Annotated in this window: 32 protein-coding genes and 2 pseudogenes; 25 read left to right on the forward strand and 9 right to left on the reverse strand. The window is 43.5% G+C overall.

The window, feature by feature from the left end; translation table 11 throughout:
- Nucleotides 1-89: 89 nt before the first annotated feature.
- The 4 genes and pseudogenes from DFR63_RS07530 to DFR63_RS07545 form a co-directional block, all read right to left on the reverse strand.
- Nucleotides 90-614, reverse strand: coding sequence for a hypothetical protein (locus tag DFR63_RS07530; protein ID WP_115885332.1), 525 nt, complete (start codon nt 612-614; stop codon nt 90-92).
- 267 nt (nt 615-881) lie between these two features.
- Nucleotides 882-1,346, reverse strand: coding sequence for an S-ribosylhomocysteine lyase (locus tag DFR63_RS07535; RefSeq protein WP_115885333.1), 465 nt, complete (start codon nt 1,344-1,346; stop codon nt 882-884).
- 175 nt (nt 1,347-1,521) lie between these two features.
- A pseudogene (locus DFR63_RS07540) lies at nt 1,522-2,421 on the reverse strand (solute carrier family 23 protein); the annotation flags it as partial.
- Between the two features lie 100 nt (nt 2,422-2,521).
- Entirely contained in the window at nt 2,522-4,081 is a 1,560-nt protein-coding gene (locus DFR63_RS07545) for a recombinase family protein (RefSeq protein ID WP_115885335.1), read from the reverse strand.
- A gap of 164 nt (nt 4,082-4,245) precedes the next feature.
- Here DFR63_RS07545 and DFR63_RS11785 point away from each other — a divergent pair, with 164 nt between their 5' ends.
- Nucleotides 4,246-4,386, forward strand: a complete 141-nt coding sequence (locus DFR63_RS11785; RefSeq protein ID WP_162842310.1) for a hypothetical protein — start codon at nt 4,246-4,248, stop codon at nt 4,384-4,386.
- A 1,362-nt stretch (nt 4,387-5,748) separates the two neighbouring features.
- Here the strand turns inward: DFR63_RS11785 and DFR63_RS07550 are convergent.
- Together DFR63_RS07550 and DFR63_RS11790 are read right to left on the reverse strand one after the other, a co-directional pair.
- Nucleotides 5,749-6,036 (reverse strand): hypothetical protein, encoded by a 288-nt coding sequence (locus tag DFR63_RS07550; protein ID WP_115885336.1) that lies wholly within the window; start codon nt 6,034-6,036, stop codon nt 5,749-5,751.
- Between the two features lie 22 nt (nt 6,037-6,058).
- Complete coding sequence (locus DFR63_RS11790) at nt 6,059-6,217, reverse strand: hypothetical protein (RefSeq protein WP_162842311.1); 159 nt, start codon at nt 6,215-6,217, stop codon at nt 6,059-6,061.
- 605 nt (nt 6,218-6,822) lie between these two features.
- On the opposite strand from DFR63_RS11790, the gene DFR63_RS07560 reads away from it, so the two are divergent.
- The 8 genes from DFR63_RS07560 (at nt 6,823) to DFR63_RS07595 (ending at nt 9,632) form a co-directional block, all read left to right on the forward strand.
- Nucleotides 6,823-7,062, forward strand: a complete 240-nt coding sequence (locus DFR63_RS07560) for a helix-turn-helix domain-containing protein (RefSeq protein ID WP_115885338.1) — start codon at nt 6,823-6,825, stop codon at nt 7,060-7,062.
- A 15-nt stretch (nt 7,063-7,077) separates the two neighbouring features.
- Nucleotides 7,078-7,566 (forward strand): phBC6A51 family helix-turn-helix protein, encoded by a 489-nt coding sequence (locus tag DFR63_RS07565; protein WP_162842312.1) that lies wholly within the window; start codon nt 7,078-7,080, stop codon nt 7,564-7,566.
- 176 nt (nt 7,567-7,742) lie between these two features.
- A complete protein-coding gene (locus tag DFR63_RS07570) occupies nt 7,743-7,979 on the forward strand; it encodes a helix-turn-helix domain-containing protein (protein WP_115885340.1) in 237 nt (78 codons plus the stop codon).
- Complete coding sequence (locus tag DFR63_RS07575; RefSeq protein WP_115885341.1) at nt 7,980-8,567, forward strand: hypothetical protein; 588 nt, start codon at nt 7,980-7,982, stop codon at nt 8,565-8,567.
- A 29-nt stretch (nt 8,568-8,596) separates the two neighbouring features.
- Nucleotides 8,597-8,776 (forward strand): hypothetical protein, encoded by a 180-nt coding sequence (locus DFR63_RS07580; RefSeq protein WP_115885342.1) that lies wholly within the window; start codon nt 8,597-8,599, stop codon nt 8,774-8,776.
- 1 nt (nt 8,777) lies between these two features.
- Nucleotides 8,778-9,026, forward strand: coding sequence for a hypothetical protein (locus DFR63_RS07585; protein WP_115885343.1), 249 nt, complete (start codon nt 8,778-8,780; stop codon nt 9,024-9,026).
- A gap of 12 nt (nt 9,027-9,038) precedes the next feature.
- Nucleotides 9,039-9,245, forward strand: a complete 207-nt coding sequence (locus tag DFR63_RS07590; protein WP_115885344.1) for a hypothetical protein — start codon at nt 9,039-9,041, stop codon at nt 9,243-9,245.
- A 24-nt stretch (nt 9,246-9,269) separates the two neighbouring features.
- Nucleotides 9,270-9,632, forward strand: coding sequence for a sigma factor-like helix-turn-helix DNA-binding protein (locus DFR63_RS07595; protein ID WP_115885345.1), 363 nt, complete (start codon nt 9,270-9,272; stop codon nt 9,630-9,632).
- 139 nt (nt 9,633-9,771) lie between these two features.
- On the opposite strand, the gene DFR63_RS07600 is transcribed toward DFR63_RS07595, so the two are convergent.
- Entirely contained in the window at nt 9,772-9,996 is a 225-nt protein-coding gene (locus DFR63_RS07600; RefSeq protein ID WP_115885346.1) for a helix-turn-helix domain-containing protein, read from the reverse strand.
- A gap of 229 nt (nt 9,997-10,225) precedes the next feature.
- Between DFR63_RS07600 and DFR63_RS07605 the strand changes: the two genes are divergently transcribed.
- The 9 genes from DFR63_RS07605 (at nt 10,226) to DFR63_RS07635 (ending at nt 15,997) form a co-directional block, all read left to right on the forward strand.
- Nucleotides 10,226-10,534, forward strand: coding sequence for a hypothetical protein (locus tag DFR63_RS07605; RefSeq protein ID WP_115885347.1), 309 nt, complete (start codon nt 10,226-10,228; stop codon nt 10,532-10,534).
- Nucleotides 10,535-10,618: 84 nt separating this feature from the next.
- Entirely contained in the window at nt 10,619-12,157 is a 1,539-nt protein-coding gene (locus DFR63_RS07610) for an antirestriction protein ArdA (protein WP_162842313.1), read from the forward strand.
- Between the two features lie 188 nt (nt 12,158-12,345).
- Complete coding sequence (locus tag DFR63_RS11795) at nt 12,346-12,483, forward strand: hypothetical protein (RefSeq protein ID WP_162842314.1); 138 nt, start codon at nt 12,346-12,348, stop codon at nt 12,481-12,483.
- A 50-nt stretch (nt 12,484-12,533) separates the two neighbouring features.
- On the forward strand, nt 12,534-13,316 hold the full coding sequence (locus DFR63_RS07615; RefSeq protein WP_115885349.1) for a hypothetical protein: 783 nt from the start codon (nt 12,534-12,536) through the stop codon (nt 13,314-13,316).
- 59 nt (nt 13,317-13,375) lie between these two features.
- A complete protein-coding gene (locus DFR63_RS07620; protein WP_115885350.1) occupies nt 13,376-13,621 on the forward strand; it encodes a hypothetical protein in 246 nt (81 codons plus the stop codon).
- A 144-nt stretch (nt 13,622-13,765) separates the two neighbouring features.
- The gene (locus tag DFR63_RS07625) at nt 13,766-14,551 is read left to right on the forward strand and encodes a hypothetical protein (protein WP_147302207.1); all 786 of its coding nucleotides are present in this window, start codon (nt 13,766-13,768) and stop codon (nt 14,549-14,551) included.
- 236 nt (nt 14,552-14,787) lie between these two features.
- Nucleotides 14,788-15,003, forward strand: coding sequence for a hypothetical protein (locus DFR63_RS11645; RefSeq protein ID WP_147302208.1), 216 nt, complete (start codon nt 14,788-14,790; stop codon nt 15,001-15,003).
- Nucleotides 14,936-15,814 (forward strand): hypothetical protein, encoded by an 879-nt coding sequence (locus tag DFR63_RS07630; RefSeq protein ID WP_115885352.1) that lies wholly within the window; start codon nt 14,936-14,938, stop codon nt 15,812-15,814. The genes DFR63_RS11645 and DFR63_RS07630 overlap by 68 nt, the downstream gene beginning before the upstream one ends.
- Nucleotides 15,815-15,997 carry a hypothetical protein gene (locus DFR63_RS07635; RefSeq protein ID WP_115885353.1) on the forward strand — a complete coding sequence of 61 codons (183 nt, stop codon included), beginning with the start codon at nt 15,815-15,817 and terminating at the stop codon, nt 15,995-15,997. It abuts the gene before it with no gap.
- A 589-nt stretch (nt 15,998-16,586) separates the two neighbouring features.
- Here the strand turns inward: DFR63_RS07635 and DFR63_RS07640 are convergent.
- Both DFR63_RS07640 and DFR63_RS07645 read right to left on the reverse strand, forming a co-directional pair.
- Nucleotides 16,587-16,988, reverse strand: a pseudogene (locus DFR63_RS07640) (solute carrier family 23 protein); the annotation flags it as partial.
- A complete protein-coding gene (locus DFR63_RS07645) occupies nt 16,988-17,569 on the reverse strand; it encodes a xanthine phosphoribosyltransferase (protein WP_115885354.1) in 582 nt (193 codons plus the stop codon). The pseudogene DFR63_RS07640 and the gene DFR63_RS07645, both read right to left, overlap by 1 nt.
- 204 nt (nt 17,570-17,773) lie before the next feature.
- On the opposite strand from DFR63_RS07645, the gene DFR63_RS07650 reads away from it, so the two are divergent.
- The 7 genes from DFR63_RS07650 to phnM all read left to right on the forward strand — a co-directional run bounded on the left by DFR63_RS07650 (nt 17,774) and on the right by phnM (nt 23,595).
- Nucleotides 17,774-18,514, forward strand: a complete 741-nt coding sequence (locus tag DFR63_RS07650; protein ID WP_245954162.1) for a GntR family transcriptional regulator — start codon at nt 17,774-17,776, stop codon at nt 18,512-18,514.
- Between the two features lie 144 nt (nt 18,515-18,658).
- Entirely contained in the window at nt 18,659-19,078 is a 420-nt protein-coding gene (locus tag DFR63_RS07655; RefSeq protein WP_115885355.1) for a phosphonate C-P lyase system protein PhnG, read from the forward strand.
- A 10-nt stretch (nt 19,079-19,088) separates the two neighbouring features.
- A complete protein-coding gene (gene phnH, locus DFR63_RS07660; RefSeq protein ID WP_115885356.1) occupies nt 19,089-19,649 on the forward strand; it encodes a phosphonate C-P lyase system protein PhnH in 561 nt (186 codons plus the stop codon).
- Nucleotides 19,650-20,729 (forward strand): carbon-phosphorus lyase complex subunit PhnI, encoded by a 1,080-nt coding sequence (locus tag DFR63_RS07665; RefSeq protein ID WP_115885357.1) that lies wholly within the window; start codon nt 19,650-19,652, stop codon nt 20,727-20,729. It begins immediately after the preceding gene.
- The gene (locus tag DFR63_RS07670; protein ID WP_115885358.1) at nt 20,726-21,577 is read left to right on the forward strand and encodes an alpha-D-ribose 1-methylphosphonate 5-phosphate C-P-lyase PhnJ; all 852 of its coding nucleotides are present in this window, start codon (nt 20,726-20,728) and stop codon (nt 21,575-21,577) included. Before DFR63_RS07665 ends, DFR63_RS07670 begins: the two co-directional genes overlap by 4 nt.
- Nucleotides 21,564-22,406, forward strand: coding sequence for an ATP-binding cassette domain-containing protein (locus tag DFR63_RS07675; protein ID WP_115885359.1), 843 nt, complete (start codon nt 21,564-21,566; stop codon nt 22,404-22,406). Before DFR63_RS07670 ends, DFR63_RS07675 begins: the two co-directional genes overlap by 14 nt.
- 13 nt (nt 22,407-22,419) lie before the next feature.
- On the forward strand, nt 22,420-23,595 hold the full coding sequence (gene phnM, locus DFR63_RS07680) for a phosphonate metabolism protein PhnM (RefSeq protein ID WP_115885360.1): 1,176 nt from the start codon (nt 22,420-22,422) through the stop codon (nt 23,593-23,595).
- Nucleotides 23,596-23,598 lie beyond the last annotated feature (3 nt).

A 23,598-nucleotide genomic window follows, 5' to 3' on the forward strand; every position in this document is an offset into this window, starting at 1 on the left:
TGTTTGGAGATCTGTCATATATAAAAGATGATTTTCATAATAATAATAATAAAAGTCACTGACGGATCCAGCCGCCAGTGACTTTTTTCTTAAATAATAGATGAGAATAATGATGTTGGGATAATAATAATCCATGGTGCCATTAATAGTGTTGAGATAATACTCGATCTGGTGATTTGTTTATCGTCGAGACCGAATTTAGCATAGATTTTTTGTGTGATTTTAAACTGGATAAAAATTATGATAATGAATACAAGGAGTACAAAAATCATGCTGTAAATACTGTTGAAGGGGTTTGCAATAACGCCTTCGAAAAAAGCGACAATCCAGTCAGGAGTAGCATTGCTGATTTCTTTTACATCGTCGAATGAAGCGGGATTGCTTCTGAACAGCGGGTCGATAAACAGCGCCGCATACATAATTCCAACAGCAGCAAGATTCAGACCGATATCAGTCAGCCAGATTTTCCAAGAAGCCTTAACAGTAATTTCCTTGCGTTTATATTTTTTATCGAGCGGTAAATAAATCGCAAACCAGTCGATCAGCATTTTTAATGGTATTATCATAAAAACAACAGGCGGAATTAACCACATCAGCCATACCGGCATAATCATTACGGAAAACCTCTTTCTTATTTTATAGATTATCCTGTATATTTTACGCTTGTCACACGCGTAAGTAAATTGAAATGATGAATCACAGTCAGTGAAAATCTTGAATAAATAAAACAGCTTAAATATCTTGAATTAAAGATATCTGAGCTGTTTTATGTTTGAGTGAGTCGCAATTTTTGGTGGTCTGTAAAGAATTGTGACGGGCATCCCAGCTCTCCGGGATTGGTATGACGCCGAATCACATGTATCCCGATCATAATCTAAATATTATTCAGCAAATACTGTGCTCCAGCTGTCCCGGCCTTCAAGCATTTTGTGCGCGATTTCTTTCGCACCTTCTAAGCTGTGGCTCGCTGCCCATCCGCATTGTACTTCATTACATGCAGGAACTTCAGTTGCTTCAAGGACATCGTTCAATGTTTTCTCCATAACATTTTCAATGCCTGCTTTATCTTCATCGTTTAATACTGAAAGATAAAATCCTGTCTGGCATCCCATAGGACTTAAATCAACAACACGTTCGTGATGGTTGCGAATATTTTCAGCCATTAGATGCTCAATTGAGTGAAGTGCAGGCATATCCATATGCTCTTTGTTAGGCTGGCAGAAACGGATATCGTATTTATAAATTGTATCTCCGTACTGTCCTTCGTTTGTTCCTGCGAGTCTAATATAAGGTGCCGCCACTTTTGTGTGATCCAGGTTAAAACTTTCAACGTTCATTTTCTTCATATATGATACACTCCCTAAATTGTTTACTTAAGTTAATCTTATTACAACTTGAAGCGGAATGGCAACCGGAAGTAACTGACGGTGGCACGAGAACGCTCCTTGTGCGCCGCCGAAAATTCACGGCGGCACGCACACCATAAAAAAGCACGCACCGGCAAGTCCGGTGCGTGGTCTTCTATATATTTCGCGGATTAATAATAGATTTAAAGTTAAAGACTGCGTTGAGTATAATGGCTGTCATACTGCCCATCACAATTCCGCTTGATGTAATGACTGAAAGGTTGTCAGGCAGGACAGCGAACAGGTCAGGTACGACGGTTACTGCAAGTCCCATGCCGAGAGAGATAGCCACAATCACCATATTTTCCTGTTTGTTTAAATCAACGTGTGACAGCATTTTAATTCCTGCGCTGATTACCATGCCGAACATGGCAAGCATAGCTCCGCCGAGAACAGGTCCCGGTATTGCCAGCGTGGCCGCACCGATTTTTGGAGCAAGTCCTAGAATAATCAGCATGGCGCCGGCAATATAAATAATTTTATTTCTGCGGACACCTGATATTTGAATCAGACCGACGTTTTGAGAAAACGTCGTATAAGGGAAAGCATTGACGAGTCCGCCTAAAATAATTGCCATTCCCTCTGCGCGGTAACCGTGTTTTAAATCATCGCCTTTAATTTTCTTCTCAGTAATATCTCCAAGTGCAAAATATACACCCGTCGATTCCACAAGGCTGACTAAAGCAACCAGTGTCATAGTTAAAATCGGCAGCAGATGGAATTCCGGAGTGCCGAAGTAGAACACTTGCGGTAAATGCAGCCATGAGGCTTCAAGCACCGGTGTGAAATCAACACGCCCGAAAAAGGCGCCGATTACTGTTCCGATAATAATTCCTGTTAATATGGCGATTGAACCAAAGAAACCTTTAGCAAATTTTAAAATGATTAAAATAATAATTAAAGTCGAAAAGCCTAAAAATAAATTGACAGCCGAACCAAAGTCTTCAGCCCCCTGGCCGCCGGCGAGGTCATTTATCGCTACCGGTATAAGTGTCAGTCCGATAGTCGTCACTAGCACTATTTAAAGTGACCACGGCTATAAACCGCATAACAAAAGGGTTCCCGACAATCCGAGAACCCCGCAGGTATTACATATTCAATTTAAAGGCCGAAAATCATCGATAAGTAATTTCTATATCGACGCCGCCTTCGTCGTTAAACTGGTAAACGATTCTAACAATCAGCAGACGCAAGACATCATTCATTTCGCTATCTGATAATTCGTTATTAAAGACCCTTTCAACATCGTCAGACGACCATAATTTCCGCTGCTGTTCCTTTCGTTCTTCATCGTGGAAATCTTTATTCATTCGCAGCTTCGTCAGTTCCGCTTCATTTCGCTTTATGATATCAGAATGCCGCTGCTTTTCTTCTTTCATTTCGTCCATGTCGATAATGTCGTTCATGAACATTTCTTTAATCTTGTCGAAGTGTTTCCGTGCCTTTTCGATGGCAGCTTCATGTGCTTTAATCATTCTGCTTAACGAATTCATCGCAGCGTTGTCGTCGCTTGGTTCCGTCGGTGCGAATAGGGTGTCCCTGTATTGCTGCAGGCGCATTTTAACCGCTTCAAATACATAGTCTTCACGAATTCCCCTTGTATCGTCACATTCGGGCGTCCGTCGTGTCGATTTCTTCAAGCATTTACGTACGTGCGTACGGTTCGCCATGCCTTTTCGCCGCATCAAGCCTTGACATAGGCCGCAGTGCGGGCAATAAATCAGACCCGATAATCGATACGTATTTTTACGAACTCGTCTATCTTTCGACTTATATTTCCGCAGTTCTTCGATACGTTTTATTATTTCTGCATGTTCGTAATCCGTAATTAATGGCGTATGATTCCCCCGTGCTTTTATAACTGTTTCGGGGTCGTCGTTTAATTTACTTGTATACTTTACGACATCATTAACGAAATCGACTTCGGTCTTATATTTCCGGTAATAAACGACGCCGGTATAAAAATCATTCTGCAGCATTGTTGAAACGACTTCACTATGCCAAAAGCCGCCACGTTTGGACGGTATCTTCAAGTCATTTAGCTTTAAGGCGATTTGTCCCGCAGACAATCCGTCTTTTAAGTACCAATCGACCATCATACGCAGGACGTCGGCTTCATGCTGCACGACTTCGGCCGTTTTCGTATTCTTGTCCCAAGTGTAGCCGTATGCAGTCGTTCCGGAGTGCGGTGTTCCATTCTGTACAGCGGTGATTTTACCGTCACGGAACCGACGCAGGATTTGCGCTTTCTCATATTCCGACATTAGGCCGGTAAATCCGGAAGTTAGCAGGTCGGTCGGATTGTTATAATCAATAATTCTATTATCTACCGTCAGCAGCAGCGTTCCGGTCGCTTTGAAAATGTTCTTTATCTTCCCACGGTCTTCTTCGTCGCCACGGGTCAAACGGTCTTCATGTATAACCGCAACAGCGTCGTAATGTCCGGCCTGCACGTTCGATAATAGACGTTTAAATTCCGGCCGACCGTCGATGCTGCCGCCGCTTGCGACTTCTTCGAACCACTCAACCCCTTCGAAGCCCTTTTCGTTCATAAACACCTGCAGCCTTTGTCGGTGATTCTTTAACAGTTCTTCGATGCCGATGCCGTCTTCGTCCCTTGAACGTCTGATATATACCGCAACACGTGCGTCTGATGAAATTGTTTTCTGATTCATATTGATTAGTCATTCCTTTCGATTGATTACGTTTATTTGATAGATACAACTTCGATTATATATAATATAACGCAATAGCGCAATAGCAGGATTATAGACGCAGGCAATCATGCCGCAGCCCCTTCGTATCCTTGTCGGTATATGTGACGACAGCAGGGCGGAATGTGACGTCTGCAGGGTCGAATACAAGGGCGCAGGACGAAGCAGGGAACGTCTACAGGAACGTCTGCAGGACGAAGCAAGACGATAGCAGGGACGTCAGCAGGACGCAGGGAACATCTACAGGGACGTCTGCAGGTCGATAGGTATGTAACGTTTACGACTAACCATGTAACGTTTACGGCAACAGGGAACGTCTGCAGGGCGAAGCAGGTATGCACTTTAACGTAGTGAAGCGAAAAGAGTGAACGGGGGGTTTCGATAGCAGGAACGACAGCAGGGCGGTATGTTTACGTATACAACTAACTTATCGATAGATATATAGCAGGCGTCAAGGAATCGCTGTAACCGTTGGTATGACTGACTTGCAGGCGATAAGGTAACGTGGATTAGGGCGGTTATTCGGGGGTAATTTCGGGTATTTCGTGGGTATTAACGTGGGTGATATCGACATAGAATAACCGTGAACGGCACCGGACGGACGGCAGCTTTTGAAATGTTTCGGATTCAGAAGGACTTACGACAATAGATAACAGCAGCAGCATCATCAAGGACGACAGCAGCACGGTATATTATTGCATCAATCAATGTATATGCAGGCGATAATCTAGCCGGAATCTTTCGTCACATAATACAGAATATACGACGAGCAGCAACGAATGAAGTCGACGGGAACGGCGCAGCATCAACGAATGATAAAGCAGCCTTGTCGTATAATGTAATCGAAATCAATGTCGTTTGTCGTATAACGTAAACAATTGAATAATAAACGAAAGGGGGTGTATGTATAATCTGTATAAATATCGAAAGTAGTCCCCGCCATATCAGTAAGTTCAACTATTCGACACAACAACGAAGACCCCCCCAACGGGGGACGCCCCCCTTCGAATCCCTGCAGAAGGCGTTCAGAACATATACATAACATTTTTATAAACCTTCGGGGGTATTATCGACACCTTGACGTCATACCCTTCGCCTATCCTTCGACAATTATTTCCCCACATATCGACACAGAATTCGCCCTGCACTTCGGCCATTACATCGACAATGATTTCGACCATAGCTTCGACATTCCCTGCCGCTTCAATTCGACATGTCCTTCGACATCAGAACGACAATGATTTCCGCCATTCCTTCGCCTGCACTTCGTCCCCTGCCGCTTCACATCGTCCATATAGGCACCGCACAGCGTCCGCCTTCGATAATTCCTTACATCGTCCACACATCGACAGGAACGTCAGCAGCGTCGTCGTATGGCCGTCAGTATATACGTACATATGGCCGATGATATCGTCCGAACCTTCGCCAATAATTCCGCCTGCAATATCCGTGCTATGTAACACTTACTTCACATACTCTTATATCGCTCATATGGACGCATACAGCGACATCAGCCCGCAGCTATACGAATGCTCATATAAAGCCCTGCCGCCTTACAGTGAAGTCACAGCGTCCACACAGACGAAAAAGGACGAATCCCCCGAAGGAATCCGCCCGTTTATCGTTATTTAATTTAATATTGCCATTTTACGCAATGCTTCGAAGTGTGTCGCAATATAAGTCTGCAGGTCGTCCGTCCCGTCGAAGTTATGGCCGGTTATACTGATTTCGACCCCGTCGATAATTACGTGCAAGTCTTCAATGCCTGCATCGTCATTCATTTCGTACAGGACGACAATAACGTCGAACTTTGACATTTCGTAATACTTTTCGATTGCTTCACGTTTGATAAAGTCAAATATTTCCGTCGACATTCCTAAATACTTTACGTGTACATCGTCAATTAGTTTATTCATCGAATCACCTTCGCATATTATTTTATATCGTAATTTTATATGTGGGACGATGCTGCCGGAATGTGACGACCGTGTAAAAATTTTCGTAATATTTTTTGAAAACTTTCGGGAAATCGTTTTGATTTTTATTATCATTGCCGACACTACGAAGTAATTCTTCTTCTTTATGTTTATTCTTCAAGGTCTTTTCTTCTTCTTGTAACCTTGCCGTTACATAGGTATGTCCGTCAGTCGTTACGTCACCATGTCCGCCAGACGTTACTTAGTAGCAGCGGGGACGTGAAGCAGGCGTTACTATGTCGAAAATTACCGAAAATCTAACAACGTTTTTCGTAAAAAAACTTTATTCTTGTAACCGTTGGGGCGCAAGGGTTCGAAGGGTGTCGATGAAAAAAGTAAATAAAATATTAAATAATTTAGTTGTGAAAAAGCCCGCCAGTTCAATTCCCTTTTTGGGGAGCCCTTCGAAGTGCGAAAGCACGAAGACAGGGGCGAAGAACTTCGGTTTTAACGATTGGTAAATCGAAGCTAAAAAAGAACTTACGAAGTAAGCGATATGCAATAGCGATTAAGGACATAATATATTTATCGATATAAATGAATCTAAAGATAAGACCGAAAGCCAACAATAATAAAGTTCAATTATTGTCGTCTTTGCAATCTAAAGATTGCCTATAGGTTAGTAAACAGTTACATAATTAATTAAAAGATATAACAATAGAAATCAGATACAAGGCCGCAGCGGTTCCATTGCGAAATTGTCGACTGATAAAGGGGTGTAGATAAATGAAAGTTACTCACGAAATGATTAGGTATACACGACACGCAAACGGATTTAATCAAATAAAAATGTCGAATGTCATCGGCTTATCACAGGCGTATTATTCGCAGTTAGAAAGGGGAAATTATAAAGTGACCGAAGCAGTTTCGAAAAGATTTATAGATACATTCGGATTTAATGAAGCTGATTTAATCAATATGAGAAACGATATCGGACGTCAAAGCAGGTATAAACTCAAACGATAGCAAGGGGGTGTAATCGTGGCGAAATCAGTTATTGAACAGTACGGGGACATTAAGAATGGCGTCTTTACCGACAAGCATTTAAAAGCGGCCGAATTGCTTTCGAAGCCGAAGGGCGTACGTGGCACCATCAAAGAAGTCGCAGAAGAAGTCGGCATCGGTGTTCGAACGCTGCACAAATGGCGCAAAGAACCGAAGTTCGCAGAATTGGTCGACGTCGAAATTAAATCGAAATCGCAGCAGCGAATGCCGAATGTCATCGAAGCATTGTTCGAAAAGGCGGAAGCAGGCAGCGCAAAGCATATCGAACTAATTTTTAAATGGTTCGGATATATGACCGAAAAGCACGAAGTTATCGCCGAGCAGCGACCGGCAGGACATAACCTTAATCGCTTCAATCTGCAGGATAAACAATTAAGCGACGAACTGAACGACTTGAAAAAGATGATTCAAAAGGAAGGCGGCACGGAAAACGTTGTCCTTGAAGCACCTAAAAAAGACGAATAAAATATTTAAAATTTTAGTTGTTAAAAGTATGTGCAGCTTAATTAAGTATTAAGTGGCCGAATAAAACTACCTATTTTTTATATTAAAAAGAAGGACGGCGAAAGTCGTTCCTTTTATTTAACTATCAACGACCATAAATACAATTACTATCTATCCGATCGAATAGGGGTGAAATCATGGACAAGGAAAAACTTAACGGCAGGGAAATGCGTGTCCTTCGAGCCTTGCGAAACATTAACCAAGCGGAAGCCGCAGCGTTGATAAAACGAACACGGTCGTCAATTGCGCATTTAGAAAATGGACACCGAAAAGAGTTAGACGAAATACAATCGAAAGTTATTCTTGAAAGAATGAACGTCAGCAGCGAATTACTAAAAGACGTTAGGCATATTATAAAGCAGGGGGCGAATTAGATGACAGTAGAAAAAATCGAAAATGTAGATAAACGAATAGCAGAAAAGACGGCCGAGCGTAAAGAGATATCGAAACAATTTCACGAAATCCGACAGGCTATAGACGAATCGATGCAGTTGTATGCAGTCGGCGACATCGACGAAAAGGAAATGCAGCAGGCGAAGCAATTGTTAAACGATAAGAGTGCGGAATTGAAGGCGACAGATGAAGTCCTTGACGCCCTTGAAAAGGTTAAAAAGAAAATCGCAGCCGAAATGATTCCAAGCGTACGCAAGAAACGAGCAACGCAGCAGCAGGCCGCACAGAAAAAGGTCAATGCAGCCGTTAAAGAAGCGCAGGAAGCACGTGCAGCATTCCTTCAAGCGTTGGCGAAGGTCGGCGAAGAACGCAGACAGGCAGGCGCAGCAGATGCGGAAATTCGAAATCTTGCGCAGGTTGCAGGATTAAGCGAAACATTCGAAACGGCATTAAATATTCCGGTAACAATTCCGGCAGGCTGGACGAGTGAAAGCGCAAGTATTGGCGTAACTGAACAGACGCAGAAAACGGCAGTAAAAAACGGTACCGTTCCGACGTGGGCGCAGTAATTAAAAATGTAATCGGGGGGTGTTCGGCAATGAAAGAACTACCAAAAATCGACGAGTTTAAAAATAAAATCGTAGACGAAAGGAAAGCGAAAGCATTCGAATATGCGGGGGAATTTTCACCGTTCGAAGTTGCCGAAGTTTTCTTTTTACCGGTTAGAACAATCCGACAAATGGAACAGCAGAAAAATTTATTCTACAGGGGGCGTTAAAATGGCAGATGCAATTAAATACGATAATGGTGAACGGGGGAAGAACGGCAGGGCATTGAATAAGATTTCCGCAGGGTATGAAGAACTCGCTGCAGAACGGGGCGAAGAAACAGTCGTGCCGTCGATGGTAGATGCGATTAGGCAGCGACAGGCGGCAGGCGAAGCCCTTTCGACTATGGAAAAATTAATCGTAGGCCAAGCGGACGCAGACGACAAGCGTAACACAGCAGCAGCCAAAGAATCCGACTGATAGGGGTGGCGTATGGATAGAAAGCAAATCGAAGAACGTATCCGAGAAATCGAAGCCGAGCAGGAACATAATAGAATCCTGCAACAGATTGCAACGCTTGAAAATGAACTTTACGACATGGACGTCGAAGCAATCGAAAGCAGCGTTCATAATGGATACAGAACACCGCAAGAAGGCGAACAGGAAATCGAACGTAGAAAGAAAAAGTATTTCGGATAACATAGACGTAGGGGGAATGAATTAATGGCCGGCACTATCAAACGTAAAATAAAATTCGATGACGTAGAAGTGATACACGCTTATCTAATGAACCGTCATTTCTTTAAAACAGATGCAGAAAAAGGCGACTTCCTTGCGATAGCGTACGAAATGGACTTCGAGCAGGTTATTTCTACCGTCAAATTAAATGAACGTGCAGAAAGTTATTTATTTCTTCACTATGAAAAAGGAATCACTCAACGTGAAATTTCAGAAATGTTCGGAACAACGCAGCAAGCCGTACAGCAAAGCCTGCAGCGTAGCTTAAAGAAATTCGAAAGGGCGTTTCATTCATTCTATTTGAAACGAGAGAACAAGGTGAAAATTAAACAGATTCAATCAGCATAATAAATAATTATCTATAGACGACCGTGTCCATTTACCTACGTAATGGAATCGACAGCCCCTTCAAGTGCTTACGATTGCTTACAAAGGCACGGACGTCTTACCAATGGATAATAAATATATAAAAAAGGCCGGTAGTTCTTTATGAACCGCCGGTTTTTTCATTTGGGATATACTCCAAAATTTCACTAATGTCTTTTACATCAAAGTATTCGCATAACCTGTCCAAGATTTCGACATTCAAATGTGCTTTTGTATTCCGAGCAATACCCGAAAGTGTTGATTCTCGAATTTCGGTTACTTGGGAAACGTGTTTTTGGGTTACATCGTGCTTTTCATATAGTTCTAAAAGTTTTACACGTATCATTGGCAGAACGCCCTTTCGTTGCAGTTATGTAATATTTCAATAACTTTAATAATACGCCAAACCAAAGAAAAAATAAAGAATTTATAAAAAGGGCTTTACATTATTGCGCTATCACGTTATATTGTTATCAGTGCTTCACCGACATCGGAAAGTGACTACCGAAAAAATGCATACGAAATATAACGGATTGCCAGTGTAGCATAGTTAGAAATCGAAAGGAATGAGTGAATTGAAAAACATGGAAATGAAAGAATTAAAGAAAGAACTTTTCGCAGCAGTCAATTATGAAGACGACGTAACAGTCGCAGTTAAAATATTCGAATCCGAAGACGACGAAGGCGTCTATGACGTCGAAGTCAATTGGTACCAAGACGGCGACCATCAAGACACTTGGGTTACGGATTCATTCGATGACGCTTCACCGACGGACAATTTGAAGGCAGCAAAGAAACGAGCAGCAGCGGTCAAACGTAGTGTCGTGAATTGGTTCGCAATGTATGACGAAGTGACCGTCGAACCTACAGTCGAAATCTACTAATCAGACGAGCAGCAGCGCAGGGCGTTCATTCGCCCTTCATACTCCTACATTGATACATAAACTTATATGAAAGAAGGAATCGAAATGAAAAACTTTACAGGCATGAAAATCGCAAAGAAATACGAAGCAGGAATCGAAGAAATTTACAAGGACATCGACGGCGTTTGGGCGCACGCAGCAGCAGGTTACTACTTCGAATCAATGGACACGCACACAGCACACGAAGACAATCAAAAAGACCTTTACAAAGTAATCCAAACACTTGCGCCATGTGATTGCGAAGAATGCGAAAACATGAAGGCAGCAGACGAAGCAAACGAAATCATCGACACAATCAACGAAGGCGGCGCATTGGAAATCAACGAAGAAAAACTCGACTTTGCAGGGCTGCACACGACAAAATCGGACGTAGTGAAATATGAAGCATTAGCGAAATGGACAGGCGCAAAAGGTAAGCAGGCCGATGCGATTATTGAAGACGTAATCAGCGGCGCAGACTTATCAAAATACAGCACCGCAGACATCGAACTAATCGGCGAATTCACGACCAAGCCGGCGGACGAATTACGTGCAGCGAACGAGATATTGAAAGCAGCAGGGCAGCTTATTGGTGCGGTCAATGTTACGGATAAAGCCGAAGTGCGCAGCGTCATCGACAGCCATGAAGCCAAGCTGCACCGTGAACATTACACAACAGGAACGATAATGCAGTATACCGAAAAGACCATCGAAGCATTCCACGCAGGCTTATTATTCCGCTTCAACGATAGGCAGCCGACAATAGACGAATTTGACGAATTACCTTGCGACATATTTTGTTGGTTCATGGTCGATGGACATTCGTATGTAGTGGGAATCGTTCCGGAAGGATACGACCCCGACAAGGACGACAGCAGGACGCAGGAAGACGCAGCAGCAGCAGGGGACGAAGTAATCGAATCACACGGCAGCGAAGCAGCAGACGCCGAACAGTTCATCGACGACCATGTCGAAATAGTATTCGTCACGGACGATGACGACGCAGCAGGCGACAGCGTACCGCTAGAACGACCAATGCCGCTTTATGACGAAGACATCAACAGCGCAGATATCAGCGTATGGATAGGCAGCATCGGGGCGTATAACAGCGGTGAACTTGTCGGAATGTGGACGACGCTGCCGAAAACTGACGACGAAATAGCGGACATTATCCATCGAGTGAATACGTACGCCACGTTAGCGACGATAGAACCACAGGAAGAAACCGAAATAATGGATATCAACTTCAATGTCGAAGGCTTTACCGATTACACAATCAGCGGCAAAGGATTATCTGAATTGAACGACATTGCGCAGCAACTCGAAGACATGGACGATTACGACAAAGACAATCTACCGGCCATTACCGAAGTAACGGGCGATATCATGCAGGCGATTGAAGCGGCAGCAGACGCCATTATCTTAGATGACGTCAGCAATGATAAAGAGTTAGGCGAAGCACTGAATGAACACGGATTTTTGACGGTAGAAATACCTTCGCACCTTGAAAATTACATCGATTGGGAAGCAATAGGCCGAGATTACCGGTTAGACGGTGCCTTCACACTTACAAGCGCAGGGCAGGCGGTAAATCTTGCGCAATAAGACGACGCTGCAGCAGCAGGAACGTAAAAAAGACCGATACAAAGAATGTACACATTCGACACAGTCGCACAACTGTTATTGTCGGTAGTACATTCGATATATCGGCAGGTCAAACAATAATCAAGGGGGGCGAAATAAAACCGTCCCTTACTGATTCGAATTATACCACATCGAAAGGGGGTGTCGAAATGAAGCGATTTCTATACGCAATACTGAAATACAGCAACGACGCAAAGGCAGTCAAAAACGGCAAGGTCGGGAAACGAATCGGCCGCAGGGTATACGGCAAAGTAACCGGCCGTATTGCCCGAAGCATCTTCAAATAAAGCAGCAGCATCATTAATCAAATAAAACATAATCGAAGGGAATTTTATACATGTCTAAATTAGGTACAGCATTAGTCGCAGCAGGGTTTTTCACAACAGGAATTGTCGTAGGTAATGTCGTTTGGGAAGGCGGCGACAGTGTCGATAATATCGAAGGAAACGTTACGCAGATGGAACAGGATATCAGCGAAGCCCTTGCGGATAATGAATATTTAACGGAACAGTTCAACGCATTGATGACGAAGCATAACGAAAGCATCGACGAAGCGAACGCAGAAATTCAACGTATTGATTCCGAACGTAATAAATTAACGGCGCAAATTGAAGAATTGCAACAAGTTGCCGAAGGTGATTACTCGGAAGACGAAGCGGAAATCCAAGCGGAAATAACACGACTTGAAAGCGAACTTGAAAAGGCAAACGCCGAAGTCGCCGAACTTGAAACGTTCGTTCAGGAAGCAGCAGACCGCAGCAGTTACGAAGGCATAGACCGCAGCCAATTCGACGCAGATGCAGCCGGCGGGAACTTGCAGTCGGGCGCAGCAGTAACCTATACCGACGGCCTTGTAGAATTAGTCGGGCAGGCCGAAGCATCACGATTGGCAGGCAGTTCGGTAATTACGCAGTTAGAAGCCGGCTTTACGAGATGGGCGAAGGAATCGAACGGACAGCATGACGGAATAACGTCAGTAGGGACTTACGAAGGCTATCCGGCATTTTACATCACTTACAGCGGTTCATATTCGAAGTATTATAGTAACAGCGTCGGGGACGTTCTCGAACAGCCATTCTATACAGTCGACAGCGAAGGCGTAGCTAAGTTTTTCGAATAAGCAGCAGCATCGGGCGGCTTCGGTCGCCTTTATAATTAAACTCGAAAGGAACGATAAATTTGAAAACAAATAGGGATTTAATCCATGAAGCATTTGATGCATTGAACAGCTATAAACGAAGCAGAACGCTAGAAGACCAACGCAGGAAAGACGGCGAGCAGTTAGACGCAGACAAACATGAATTAAGACAGTTTAAGGAAATAGACAGAATCGAGTTAGCTTTACGAGCGATTAACAGCAACGAACGGGCGGCCGAATATAGACAGCAGCAGGAAGCGACGCCAAACTTTCGGGCGGTGAAGTAATGAGAAAAGCCGCTTTAATTATCACGGTCATAACGTTGGTATTAGTCGTCATTAATCTTATATTACAGCTTATATAGAAGGGACATCGAAATCATGCATAGATACACATTACGTTGGGGTCGAATCATATTAACGGCCGCTTTATTGGTCTGTATATCGGTACTATTTTACAGCCATGTTATACAGGGGAACGAAAGGGACGTCCAAGTCATCGAGCAGCAGCCACATCACCCGAAATTAAATTTCGATACAGGCGCAGGCGGGAATAATACGTTATACGTTTCGATGGACGCAGCGGACACTTACGACAGCATCGACGCAGCAGGCGCAGCAGGGACGTTAAACGAAGGGGAACTATTCTTCGTTAGTGACGACGAGCAGGCCACACGAAGCGAAAGGCTTGCGACGTATCCGGCAGACAACGTCAGACAGTACGCAATGCAATCGATTCAGACGTACGAAAACGGCGAAGCAGCGAAGACATTCGTTGCACATACACTTACCGAGCATTTAACGAACGGCGAAGCGGATAGAACGAATATAAATCATTCAGAAACGAAATTCGGCAGCCGCAACTATGCGACACTAACCGACCATATCTATTTAACACTTCGACACTTCGGCGGGTGTGACTTTACGCAGACATGCAGCGTCGGCAATTTCGAATATAGGAACGATGGAATGTTAGGCACGACGCTGCTGCATGAAGCGGAATATTACGACATCGACGGGGAACGCATCGGCACACTTGAAGCAGGGACGAAGCTATACAGTTCATACGATTACCAAATTACGACCGGCAACGACAACAAAGACATGGCAAGATTCGTCGGGCATCGTGCATCAGATTCGTCAGACACTACATTCGGGACGATTTACGTTGATATGTTTACAGCAGATAACAAAACGACATTCGCAACAACGAGATAATTATACGCAGGGCATCGGCCATTTGGTCGGTGTCTTTTTTGTTGTCCGGAATAAGATGTCATTCAGATCGAATGCAGTGACATTTATCAACGAGAATCGCACAGCAGCAACGCCTGCAGCACGTCGCCATTATTACCAAATCGTCTACCATGAAAATATTTCGCCCCGCAGCGTCACATAACGAATTGATTCGTCCACATATACCCGTATCAAATCGAAAAAGGGGCGCATATCATATGACGCAATCAATATATAAGGTCGGAAATCTAACGATTAAGGTGCAGGGAACGAATCAGCCGTCTGCAGCAGCGTTGCAGGCAGCGAATGAACGAATTGGCCGCTATGCAGCAACAAGCGCAGGAACAAGCGCAGGGGGTGTCATAAATGACGGGATTAGCGAAATTAATCGTGGCAGGCGGCAGGGGACAGACAGAACCGCCCGAATTATGTAAAGGGAAGAACGGACGGGGGAAGTTTTTAACTCGGCATGACGGCAGAAGGGTCGGAAAAGTCTGTAGCGGTTGCCACGACTTGAAGCATTACGATGACTTCGGAAAACATTCGAAAAATATGGACGGAAAGCGAAACATTTGTAAGATATGCCGAAATACTCAAAGGCGAATTAAAAGGCAGTCGAAGGAATATCGAGAGAAGCAAAGGGAATATAACAGCCGTCCGGAAGTAAAAGAACGAAAACAGGAAATTAGGCGGGAACATAAAAAAAAGAATCGTGAACAGTATGCGCTATATGACGTAAGGCGGCGAGCAAGGAAGCGGGCGTTACCGGACAGCCTAACGCTTACACAATCCGCCGGAATCGTCAGCCGCTTCCCTTATTGTCCGATAACCGGTTCTGACGACCTACACACGGAACATTTTATCGCCATTGCGACAGGTCACGGCGGCGGACATACGATTCAGAACGTTTGGCGACTAGACGCATATATCAACAACTGTAAATCGGATTATAACCCGTTCGAATTCTTTCGTCGTGAAGACATCATCAACGAAATCATAACGGATTACGGCCGCACACGTGAACAAATCGAAGCGGGCTTCCTGCAGGTCGTCGAATATCTTGCGAATCAAAACGAAATGACCGTGCAGCAGTTCGAAGAATATACGAATTATTGTTATAACAATCGAAAGACCGACGAAGAAATTGAACAGCTTAATGCAGCAGGGGAAACGGTCAATTCTCGAAAGGAATTCGAAGCATATACGGCAGCAATGTCGGAAACAATAATGCAGGGGGTATCATAAATGGATATGGAAACGTTAAAAAAGGTATTACCGCCGGAAAAATTTCAGTCGTGGTTATATGACTATCAAATATCAAATATAGCAATCGCAGCACGTATCGGAATTACACAGACGAAATTACGAGAACTTAAAAATCACTACCGACAGCAGGGGTACGAATTTCCCGACAAGAAGTTTCATTAATTATATTGTTTAAATGTAACATAGTTTAATTAATAACTAAGTTAGCTGTTATCTAATCAGTATAACTTCGTCATTTTGTCTATAATCCTATTGGTGAATAACTTCATATGTTTTATGATTTTATGAAATCGACATTGTCTTCGCAGGCAGTGTCTTTTTTTTTATTCGTATTGATGCGCAAACTACCGTTTAAATTGACGAGAGCGTGCCGCCATTGGTTCGGAATATCGAATATGAACATTGTATCACCTTATCGCTATAACGCCACAGTAAGCCTATATGGCCGAATTAGGCGTATATATAAATATCGACCATGAAAAACGGGCGGATTCCTTCGGGGATTCGTCCTTTTTTTGTGTTTATAGGCGTATACAGACGCTTACAGGCGCATTTACAGGCCGATAACTATTCGATGCAGGGTAATCGTCCGGTTAGACGGTCGCAGGCGGCTGCAGGCCATCACAGGGCGCAGGATATCGCAGGATATCGATGCTGCAGGGCGAAGGGTGAATCGTTGGGGCGAAATGAAGCGGACGGACGCAGGCGGCTACAGGCTTGTCGGTGCTGCTGCAGGGTAGTCGTCACTATACATAACCGTAACCACACTGCCGGTTACAATCGGCGGGAAAAACCGTATCAGTTTACTGAAAAAAGAAGCAATCAGCACTACGATTAAACCCGATACTAAAATAGCACCGTAAACGGATTGAATGCTGTAGGTGTTGGCAATGTTAATAATCGGTCCAACGGCAGTAAACGTACATCCGAGTACGACAGGTAAACCGATGCCGGAGAACTTATTCTTCCAAACCTGAAGAATTGTTGCCACCCCGCACATCATAATATCGATGGAAATCAAGTAGGTCAGCTGGGCAGGTGTTAAACCGATGGCGTTGCCGACAATCAGCGGAACGATAACTGCGCCGGCATACATGGCAAGTACATGCTGCAGACCGAGCGAGAAATCTTTAACGTTGGATTCCTGAGCCATTACTCATTGCCTCCGGAAAATGTTACAGTATGATTCGATAAAGACTCGATGCGCGCGAGAGATTCCACACGGTAGTTTTTCTCTTTAAGAATTGCCGCTCCGCTTTGAAATGATTTTTCAATCACGATGCCGATGCCTGAAACATTAGCCTTCGCTTGTTCAACGATATTAGTTAAAGCACCGGCTGCTTCGCCGTTGGCTAAAAAGTCATCGATAATTAAAATGTTATCTCCCGGCTGAATGAATTGATTGGATACACTAATCATATTTGTTTCCTGTTTCGTATAAGAAAAGACTTGTGCAGATAATAAATCATCAGTAAAAGTCAGCGATTTTCTTTTTCTTGCGAATACCGCAGGAACATTGAAGTTCAAAGCTGTCATTACTGCAGGCGCGATACCTGAAGATTCCAAGGTAAGTACTTTTGTAATTTCTGTATCTTTAAATCTGCTGTGGAATTCTTTGCCGATTTCCACCATCAGTTCAGGATCAATCTGATGATTTAAAAATTTATCTACCTTTAATACGTTATCCGAAAGTACGACACCTTCTGATAAAATTTTGTTTTTTAACAAGTCCATTCCAAAAGCTCCTTTAAGTATGTAAGTTAATGAATGTATTTATATTAACAGAAATAACGAACTTATCAACAATAAATTTAAATAAAGTTCATATTTAGTTTAATATATTGTGTAAAAATATAATAATATTCGGTTATTGGTATTATTAGGATGAATTTAAGCGGCCATGTATAATAAATTTATCGTGTCGTAAGGAGCTGAATTGTGTCTTTGGATAATATGGAAATCACAAAAGAAACTTTAATCAGGACGAGAGTTCAGGAAATGATTCTGCAGGGAGAACTCGGACCCGGTGATAAACTGCCGAGTGAAAATGAGCTGGCTGAAGAATACCGGGCGAAGCGGATCGATGCGCGAAATGCGCTGGTGCAGCTGGAGAAAATGGGTATTGTTTATGGCAGACAAGGCGTGGGGCGTTTCGTTAATGAACCTTTGCCGACGATTGAATTTGCTGTTACGGGTACGACGAGCTTTTCAGAAAAAATGCAGGAGCAGAATATTCCGTACGAAAGCCGGATAATTTACGCCGATTATGCTTCTGAAAAAGAACGGGAATATTACAGTGAGTCACTCAGAGTGGCGGATCACGTAAAAATATTTAAAGTGACGCGTCTTAGAATTGTCAATGAAGTTCCCTGTGCGATTCACAGTTCTTATATAAGGGAAGACTTGTTTCCGGATATATACAGCGATAAAGATAGTCTGCAGTCTGTTTATAACTACTTTAAAACTTCAGGACACGAGCAGTTAAGCAGTAAAGATCGCATTATCTCTACTCAATTTCCGACACTGGAAGAGATGAGGATTTTAAACTGCAGTGAACTCGTTCCTTTGCTGGTCTTTGAAACAGATACCTATGATAAGCAGACGGGTGATTGTCTGGAGCGGGTAAAAATATTATACAGAAGCGATTTGTTTAAACATCAGCTGTCAGATGAGAGCTGAGACCGGAACTCGAGAGTTCCGGTCTTTTTTTATGCAGTCATCCTGAATTAACAATTATCAATCCAACGTTTACATTCCTTTACCAATACTTAAACTCAGCCTGCTTGGCAACAAGTTAGGATTAATTCATAAGGAGGTTGTGACATGGACAGAAAATTATGGACACGTATTTTTTCCAAGTACGGCAGAACAGAGACAATCGATTTCTATAACAATTTTAAAGAAGCGTTGGACTTCGAAATCATCAGTGAGCCGAGTGAAGGTCTGGTTATGATGAAGACGAGAGAACATGCGAAAAATTCTTTATTTTATATGGGTGAAGTGCTGATTACTGAAACAAAAATCAGACATGGCTCAACTGTAGGCACGGGTCTCGTGAAAGGTTCGGATAACGAATTGTCGGAGGCTATGGCTTTTATCGATTTAAGTTTTAAACTGGACAAATTTACAGCGGAGTTAAATGACATTTTAAAATCACTTAAAAATATTGAGGCAAATGATATTGCAGAAAAAACAGAGAAAATTTTGCAAACTAAAGTCAGCTTCGAAATGATGAACGACTAGGAGGATAACGGTGAATACAATTGTACATACAACACAGCAGGTCTACCGTCAGCTGATCAATGCGGCAAGCCGGCCGGGGCATGTTGAAATAATAACTGAAGACGTTAAGAATTATACGGATTTCAGCAATGCGGCACTGCTGACTGCCATGACCTTATTCGATAATGAAATTTCATTTTATTCAGCAGATAAAACGATGAGCAAAGAATTAAAAGTATTAACCGGCGGTCTTGCGAATATAGATTATTCGTCAGCAGATTTTTTAGTGACTAAAGAAGCAGATTTAAAAGCGGAGTATTTTAAGGAAGTGATGACAGGTGTGTTAATTTCTCCTGAAAAGTCAGCAACGCTATTAATCGATATAGAAAGTATCGGCAAAGGGCAGGCTTATCGCCTCAGCGGTCCCGGTATTAAAGAGTCGACAGATATTCAATTATCTTTCCAGAACAGCTGGTTTGCACTCAGAAATAAAGTCTGCAAAGAGTTTCCGCTCGGCATTGATTTAATACTGACCGATAAAGAAAATAATACGGTGATCATTCCTAGAACGACAAAAGTGGAGGTGCTTTAAATGGGTTACGTTGCGGTTAAAGGCGGCGCACATGCTATCAATAACTCGGTAATTTTATATAAAAACAGACGGCTTGAAGATGGAGCCGACATCGATGTTGAAAATATTAAAACAAATATGCGCCAGCTGATCAACCAGGTCATGAGCGAAGCGAGTTTTTATGACCGTGATATAGCGGCACTCGCAATCAAGCAGGCGGAAGGAAATATGGAGGAAGCAGTGTTCCTGATGCGTGCGCATCGTTCGACCTTACCGAGATTATATTATTCAACGGTAACAGACACGAGAGAAATGTTCGTTGAACGCCGCGTGTCTGCGAGCTTTAAAGACATACCGGGCGGACAGATCCTCGGTGCCACTTCAGACTTCACCCACCGCCTTTTAGATGATTCATTAAAAGAACTGGCAGACGGGCCTCGAGAATCGGTGGATTGCAAAGAGATTCCGTTTAATTATGACCTCGATAAACTGCCGAAAGTCATCGATTATTTAGAGGAAGAAGGGCTCTTCGTTCGTGAACCGGAAAATAATGATGAACCGGACGATATTACGAAAAAGGCGATCGAGTATCCGAGTACGAGAAGTCAGAGACTGCAGGCATTAACCCGCGGCCAGACTGGTGCAGTGACGTCACTCGGCTATGCTGAAATTCGAGGTTACGGAATTGCTTCCCATCCGAATATAGGAGAATGCCGTGTCGGCCAGCAGCCTGTTCATGTCGATTTAGATGATGATTACGGCGAGTATTTTATCGGGGATTATGAAGTCACTGAAATAGACGGCTTTATGCCGGACTTAGATGAAGATGATTCGGATGCCGGTGAAAAAGATCTGATGATTAAAATCGGCTACGGTCTTGTCTTCGGCCAAAATGAAACGAAAGCCATCGCCATGAGCGTATTGGATTACAGTCTCGAGCATCCGGAACCGGGTGTCGCTACGAGTGATGATGAATTTGTTTTATATCATATTGATTCAGTTGAATCGACAGGTTTTATTTCACACTTAAAACTGCCGCACTACGTTACATTCCAATCAAAACTCGACCGTATGCGTCAGGGCAAGGAGGAAAGACAGTGAGTCAGAACTTCGCATTTTTAGATGAACACTCAAAAAAAGAAATACGCAGAAAAACATTAAAAGCAATCGCAATTCCGGGCTATCAGGTGCCATTTGCGTCACGTGAACTGCCGATTGCCAGAGGATGGGGAACAGGCGGCCTGCAGCTGACGCTGTCACTCGTCGGCCGGGAAGATATTTTAAAAGTTATCGACCAGGGTTCAGACGAATCCGTCAACGCTGTTAATATCCGCAATTTAATACAGAGCACAACAGGCGTAAAAGAAACCATTCATACATCGGAAGCCTCACTGATTCAGTCGCGTCACAGAATCCCGGAAGTTCCGCTGAAGCCTTTTCAGATTTTAGTGCTGCAGGTGCCGATGCCGGAACCGTTAAGAACCGTTGAAGTCAGCGAGCGCAAAACAAAAATGCTGCACGGTGATAAAGAATACAGCGGCGCATTTATAAAATTATTTGAGCAGATTATGAAATACGGCCACATTACAGATGATGCCGACTATCCGGTCATGGTAAATGACCGCTATGTTATGGCACCGAGCCCGATTCCGAGATTTGATAATCCGAAAATGAACTACAACGAAGGACTTATTCTCCTCGGTGCCGGGCGCGAGAAGAAGATTCATGCCGTACCGCCGTACACCAAAGTGGAATCACTCGCTTTTGAAGATTATCCATTTGAAGTTGAACAATTTGAAGATAAAGTCTGCCGCGAGTCAGGTTTAACCGGCGTCTACATGGATGAACTTCAGGACGAGAAAACAGGAGAAACGTACTACCTGACCAACGATACGAGCTACATGCTTGAGAAGCTGAACGAGGAGGCTGTGAACAATGCCGGCAAATGATGAAGTTGTATTGTCATTGAGAGATTTATCGAAAAAATTTGGCAGCGGCTGTGACTATTGCAGGGGAACTGATGCCGAACTGCAAAAAAATATGTGTCCTGAATGCCATACAGTGTATGCAGTGAGGAACGCGTCACTCGACTTGTATAAAGGTGAAATTCTCGGCATTGTCGGTGAGAGCGGCAGCGGGAAAAGCACTTTAATGAAGACGCTGTACTTTGATCAGGAAGCGACTGGCGGTGAATATATACTGCCAGGTGACGCGAGCATTGAAGGCAATGCCTGCGACGTCTCCAGCCAGAAAAAGAGACAGATCCGGAACGAACAGCTCGGTATGGTGTATCAGAACCCGCTTCAGGGTTTAAAGATGGATTTTTCATCGGTGACCAATATTGCAGAAAAACTGATTGCGAGCGGAAACCGCAACGTCGGGCAGATGACAGACCGGGCAGATCACTTCCTTGAGAAAGTTAACATTGCGCTCAGCCGTAAATACGAAGCACCGAAAAATTTCTCCGGCGGTATGCAGCAGCGCGTGCAAATCGCTAAGGCGCTGTCGAATTACCCGCCGATATTATTGCTGGATGAAGTTACAACCGGGCTCGACTTATCAGTGCAGGCAGATGTGCTGGAATTAATTAAAGAAATTCAGCGCGACATGGGTGTCAGTATGATTGTCGTATCTCACGACCTTGCGATTATCCGCATGCTCTGTGACCGGACCATAGTTATGCTTGACGGGCGGGTCATCGAGCACGGAATTACCGATCAGATTCTGGAAGACCCGCAGCATAAATATACTCAGCAGTTAGTTTACTCAATCTTATAAGAGGTGACAAGTTTTGATTATTATAAACAGCAGCGTCATAACAGAGACAGAAATTTTAGAAAATCATGCAGTCGTGGTTGAAGGTGACACAATTAAAACAATTGTCCCGACGGCAGAGGCGGATACTGAAGGTCACCAGAGAGTTATCGACGCTAAAGGCGGTTATGTGACTGCAGGATTTATCGATATTCATTCCGACTATATTGAAGGCATTATTGCACCGCGTCCGACGACAGTGATGGATTTTAATATCGGTATAAAAGAGTCGGAAAGAATTTTAAGCTCGCACGGCATTACAACAATGTTCCATTCTTTATCGATATATAAACAGGATTTATTCGGACACAAACCGGTCAGGCAGCCGGATAATGTGAATAAACTGATTCATGCAATCCACCGCACGCATTCTGAGAAACACTTAATCCGTCACCGTCTGCATGCGCGTTTTGAGCTAGATTCACTCGGCATGGTCAGCACCATCAAAGACCATATTGAAAAAGGGCGTGTCCATCTCCTGAGTTTTATGGATCACACACCCGGTCAGGGACAGTACCGCGATATTGAAAAGTACCGTCATACGATGAAAGGCTACCAGGATCTTTCTGATGAAGAAATTAATAAACAGATTGAAAATAAAAAAGAAATGAACAGACTGTCAGTTGAAGAAATGGAAACGATGTCAGAACTGGCACGTTCAAAAGGCATCGCAGTGGCATCTCATGACGATGATGCAACAGAGAAAATTGATTTTAATGAAACGCTGGCAACGACGATCAGCGAATTTCCAATCACGATGGAAGTTGCAAAATACGCTCACGGCAAGGGCATGTATACGCTCGCCGGAGCGCCTAACATTATGCTCGGCGGTTCGCACTCGGGTAATTTAAACGCAAAAGATGCAATTATGGAAGGGTGCGTATCCATTCTCTGCAGCGACTATTACCCGCCTGCCATGCTTCACTCTGTATTTAAGTTAAACAAAGAAGCAGGCTATCCGCTCGTTGACGGTTTCAAACTAATTACGCTGAATCCAGCCCAAGCAGTGCAGATGGACGATGAAATTGGTTCGGTTGCACCAGGTAAAAAAGCGGATTTAAACGTCATAAGAATTTTTGACGATTATCCGACTATTACAGAATGTATTGTTAACGGAAAAATTGTCAGCCAGTACCACTACCGGATAGATTAGGAG

Origin of the sequence: Jeotgalicoccus halotolerans (assembly GCF_003387165.1) — a bacterium.
Classification (GTDB): Bacteria; Bacillota; Bacilli; order Staphylococcales; family Salinicoccaceae; genus Jeotgalicoccus; species Jeotgalicoccus halotolerans.

Coding starts and splice junctions, on each gene's coding strand:
- DFR63_RS07530 (WP_115885332.1), bottom strand. CDS start 614: ATGATTATGCCGGTATGGCTGATGTGGTTAATTCCGCCTGTTGTTTTT.
- DFR63_RS07535 (WP_115885333.1), bottom strand. CDS start 1,346: ATGAAGAAAATGAACGTTGAAAGTTTTAACCTGGATCACACAAAAGTG.
- DFR63_RS07545 (WP_115885335.1), bottom strand. CDS start 4,081: ATGAATCAGAAAACAATTTCATCAGACGCACGTGTTGCGGTATATATC.
- DFR63_RS07550 (WP_115885336.1), bottom strand. CDS start 6,036: ATGAATAAACTAATTGACGATGTACACGTAAAGTATTTAGGAATGTCG.
- DFR63_RS07560 (WP_115885338.1), top strand. CDS start 6,823: ATGAAAGTTACTCACGAAATGATTAGGTATACACGACACGCAAACGGA.
- DFR63_RS07570 (WP_115885340.1), top strand. CDS start 7,743: ATGGACAAGGAAAAACTTAACGGCAGGGAAATGCGTGTCCTTCGAGCC.
- DFR63_RS07575 (WP_115885341.1), top strand. CDS start 7,980: ATGACAGTAGAAAAAATCGAAAATGTAGATAAACGAATAGCAGAAAAG.
- DFR63_RS07580 (WP_115885342.1), top strand. CDS start 8,597: ATGAAAGAACTACCAAAAATCGACGAGTTTAAAAATAAAATCGTAGAC.
- DFR63_RS07585 (WP_115885343.1), top strand. CDS start 8,778: ATGGCAGATGCAATTAAATACGATAATGGTGAACGGGGGAAGAACGGC.
- DFR63_RS07590 (WP_115885344.1), top strand. CDS start 9,039: ATGGATAGAAAGCAAATCGAAGAACGTATCCGAGAAATCGAAGCCGAG.
- DFR63_RS07595 (WP_115885345.1), top strand. CDS start 9,270: ATGGCCGGCACTATCAAACGTAAAATAAAATTCGATGACGTAGAAGTG.
- DFR63_RS07600 (WP_115885346.1), bottom strand. CDS start 9,996: ATGATACGTGTAAAACTTTTAGAACTATATGAAAAGCACGATGTAACC.
- DFR63_RS07610 (WP_162842313.1), top strand. CDS start 10,619: ATGAAAAACTTTACAGGCATGAAAATCGCAAAGAAATACGAAGCAGGA.
- DFR63_RS11795 (WP_162842314.1), top strand. CDS start 12,346: ATGAAGCGATTTCTATACGCAATACTGAAATACAGCAACGACGCAAAG.
- DFR63_RS07615 (WP_115885349.1), top strand. CDS start 12,534: ATGTCTAAATTAGGTACAGCATTAGTCGCAGCAGGGTTTTTCACAACA.
- DFR63_RS11645 (WP_147302208.1), top strand. CDS start 14,788: ATGACGCAATCAATATATAAGGTCGGAAATCTAACGATTAAGGTGCAG.
- DFR63_RS07630 (WP_115885352.1), top strand. CDS start 14,936: ATGACGGGATTAGCGAAATTAATCGTGGCAGGCGGCAGGGGACAGACA.
- DFR63_RS07635 (WP_115885353.1), top strand. CDS start 15,815: ATGGATATGGAAACGTTAAAAAAGGTATTACCGCCGGAAAAATTTCAG.
- DFR63_RS07645 (WP_115885354.1), bottom strand. CDS start 17,569: ATGGACTTGTTAAAAAACAAAATTTTATCAGAAGGTGTCGTACTTTCG.
- DFR63_RS07655 (WP_115885355.1), top strand. CDS start 18,659: ATGGACAGAAAATTATGGACACGTATTTTTTCCAAGTACGGCAGAACA.
- DFR63_RS07665 (WP_115885357.1), top strand. CDS start 19,650: ATGGGTTACGTTGCGGTTAAAGGCGGCGCACATGCTATCAATAACTCG.
- DFR63_RS07675 (WP_115885359.1), top strand. CDS start 21,564: ATGCCGGCAAATGATGAAGTTGTATTGTCATTGAGAGATTTATCGAAA.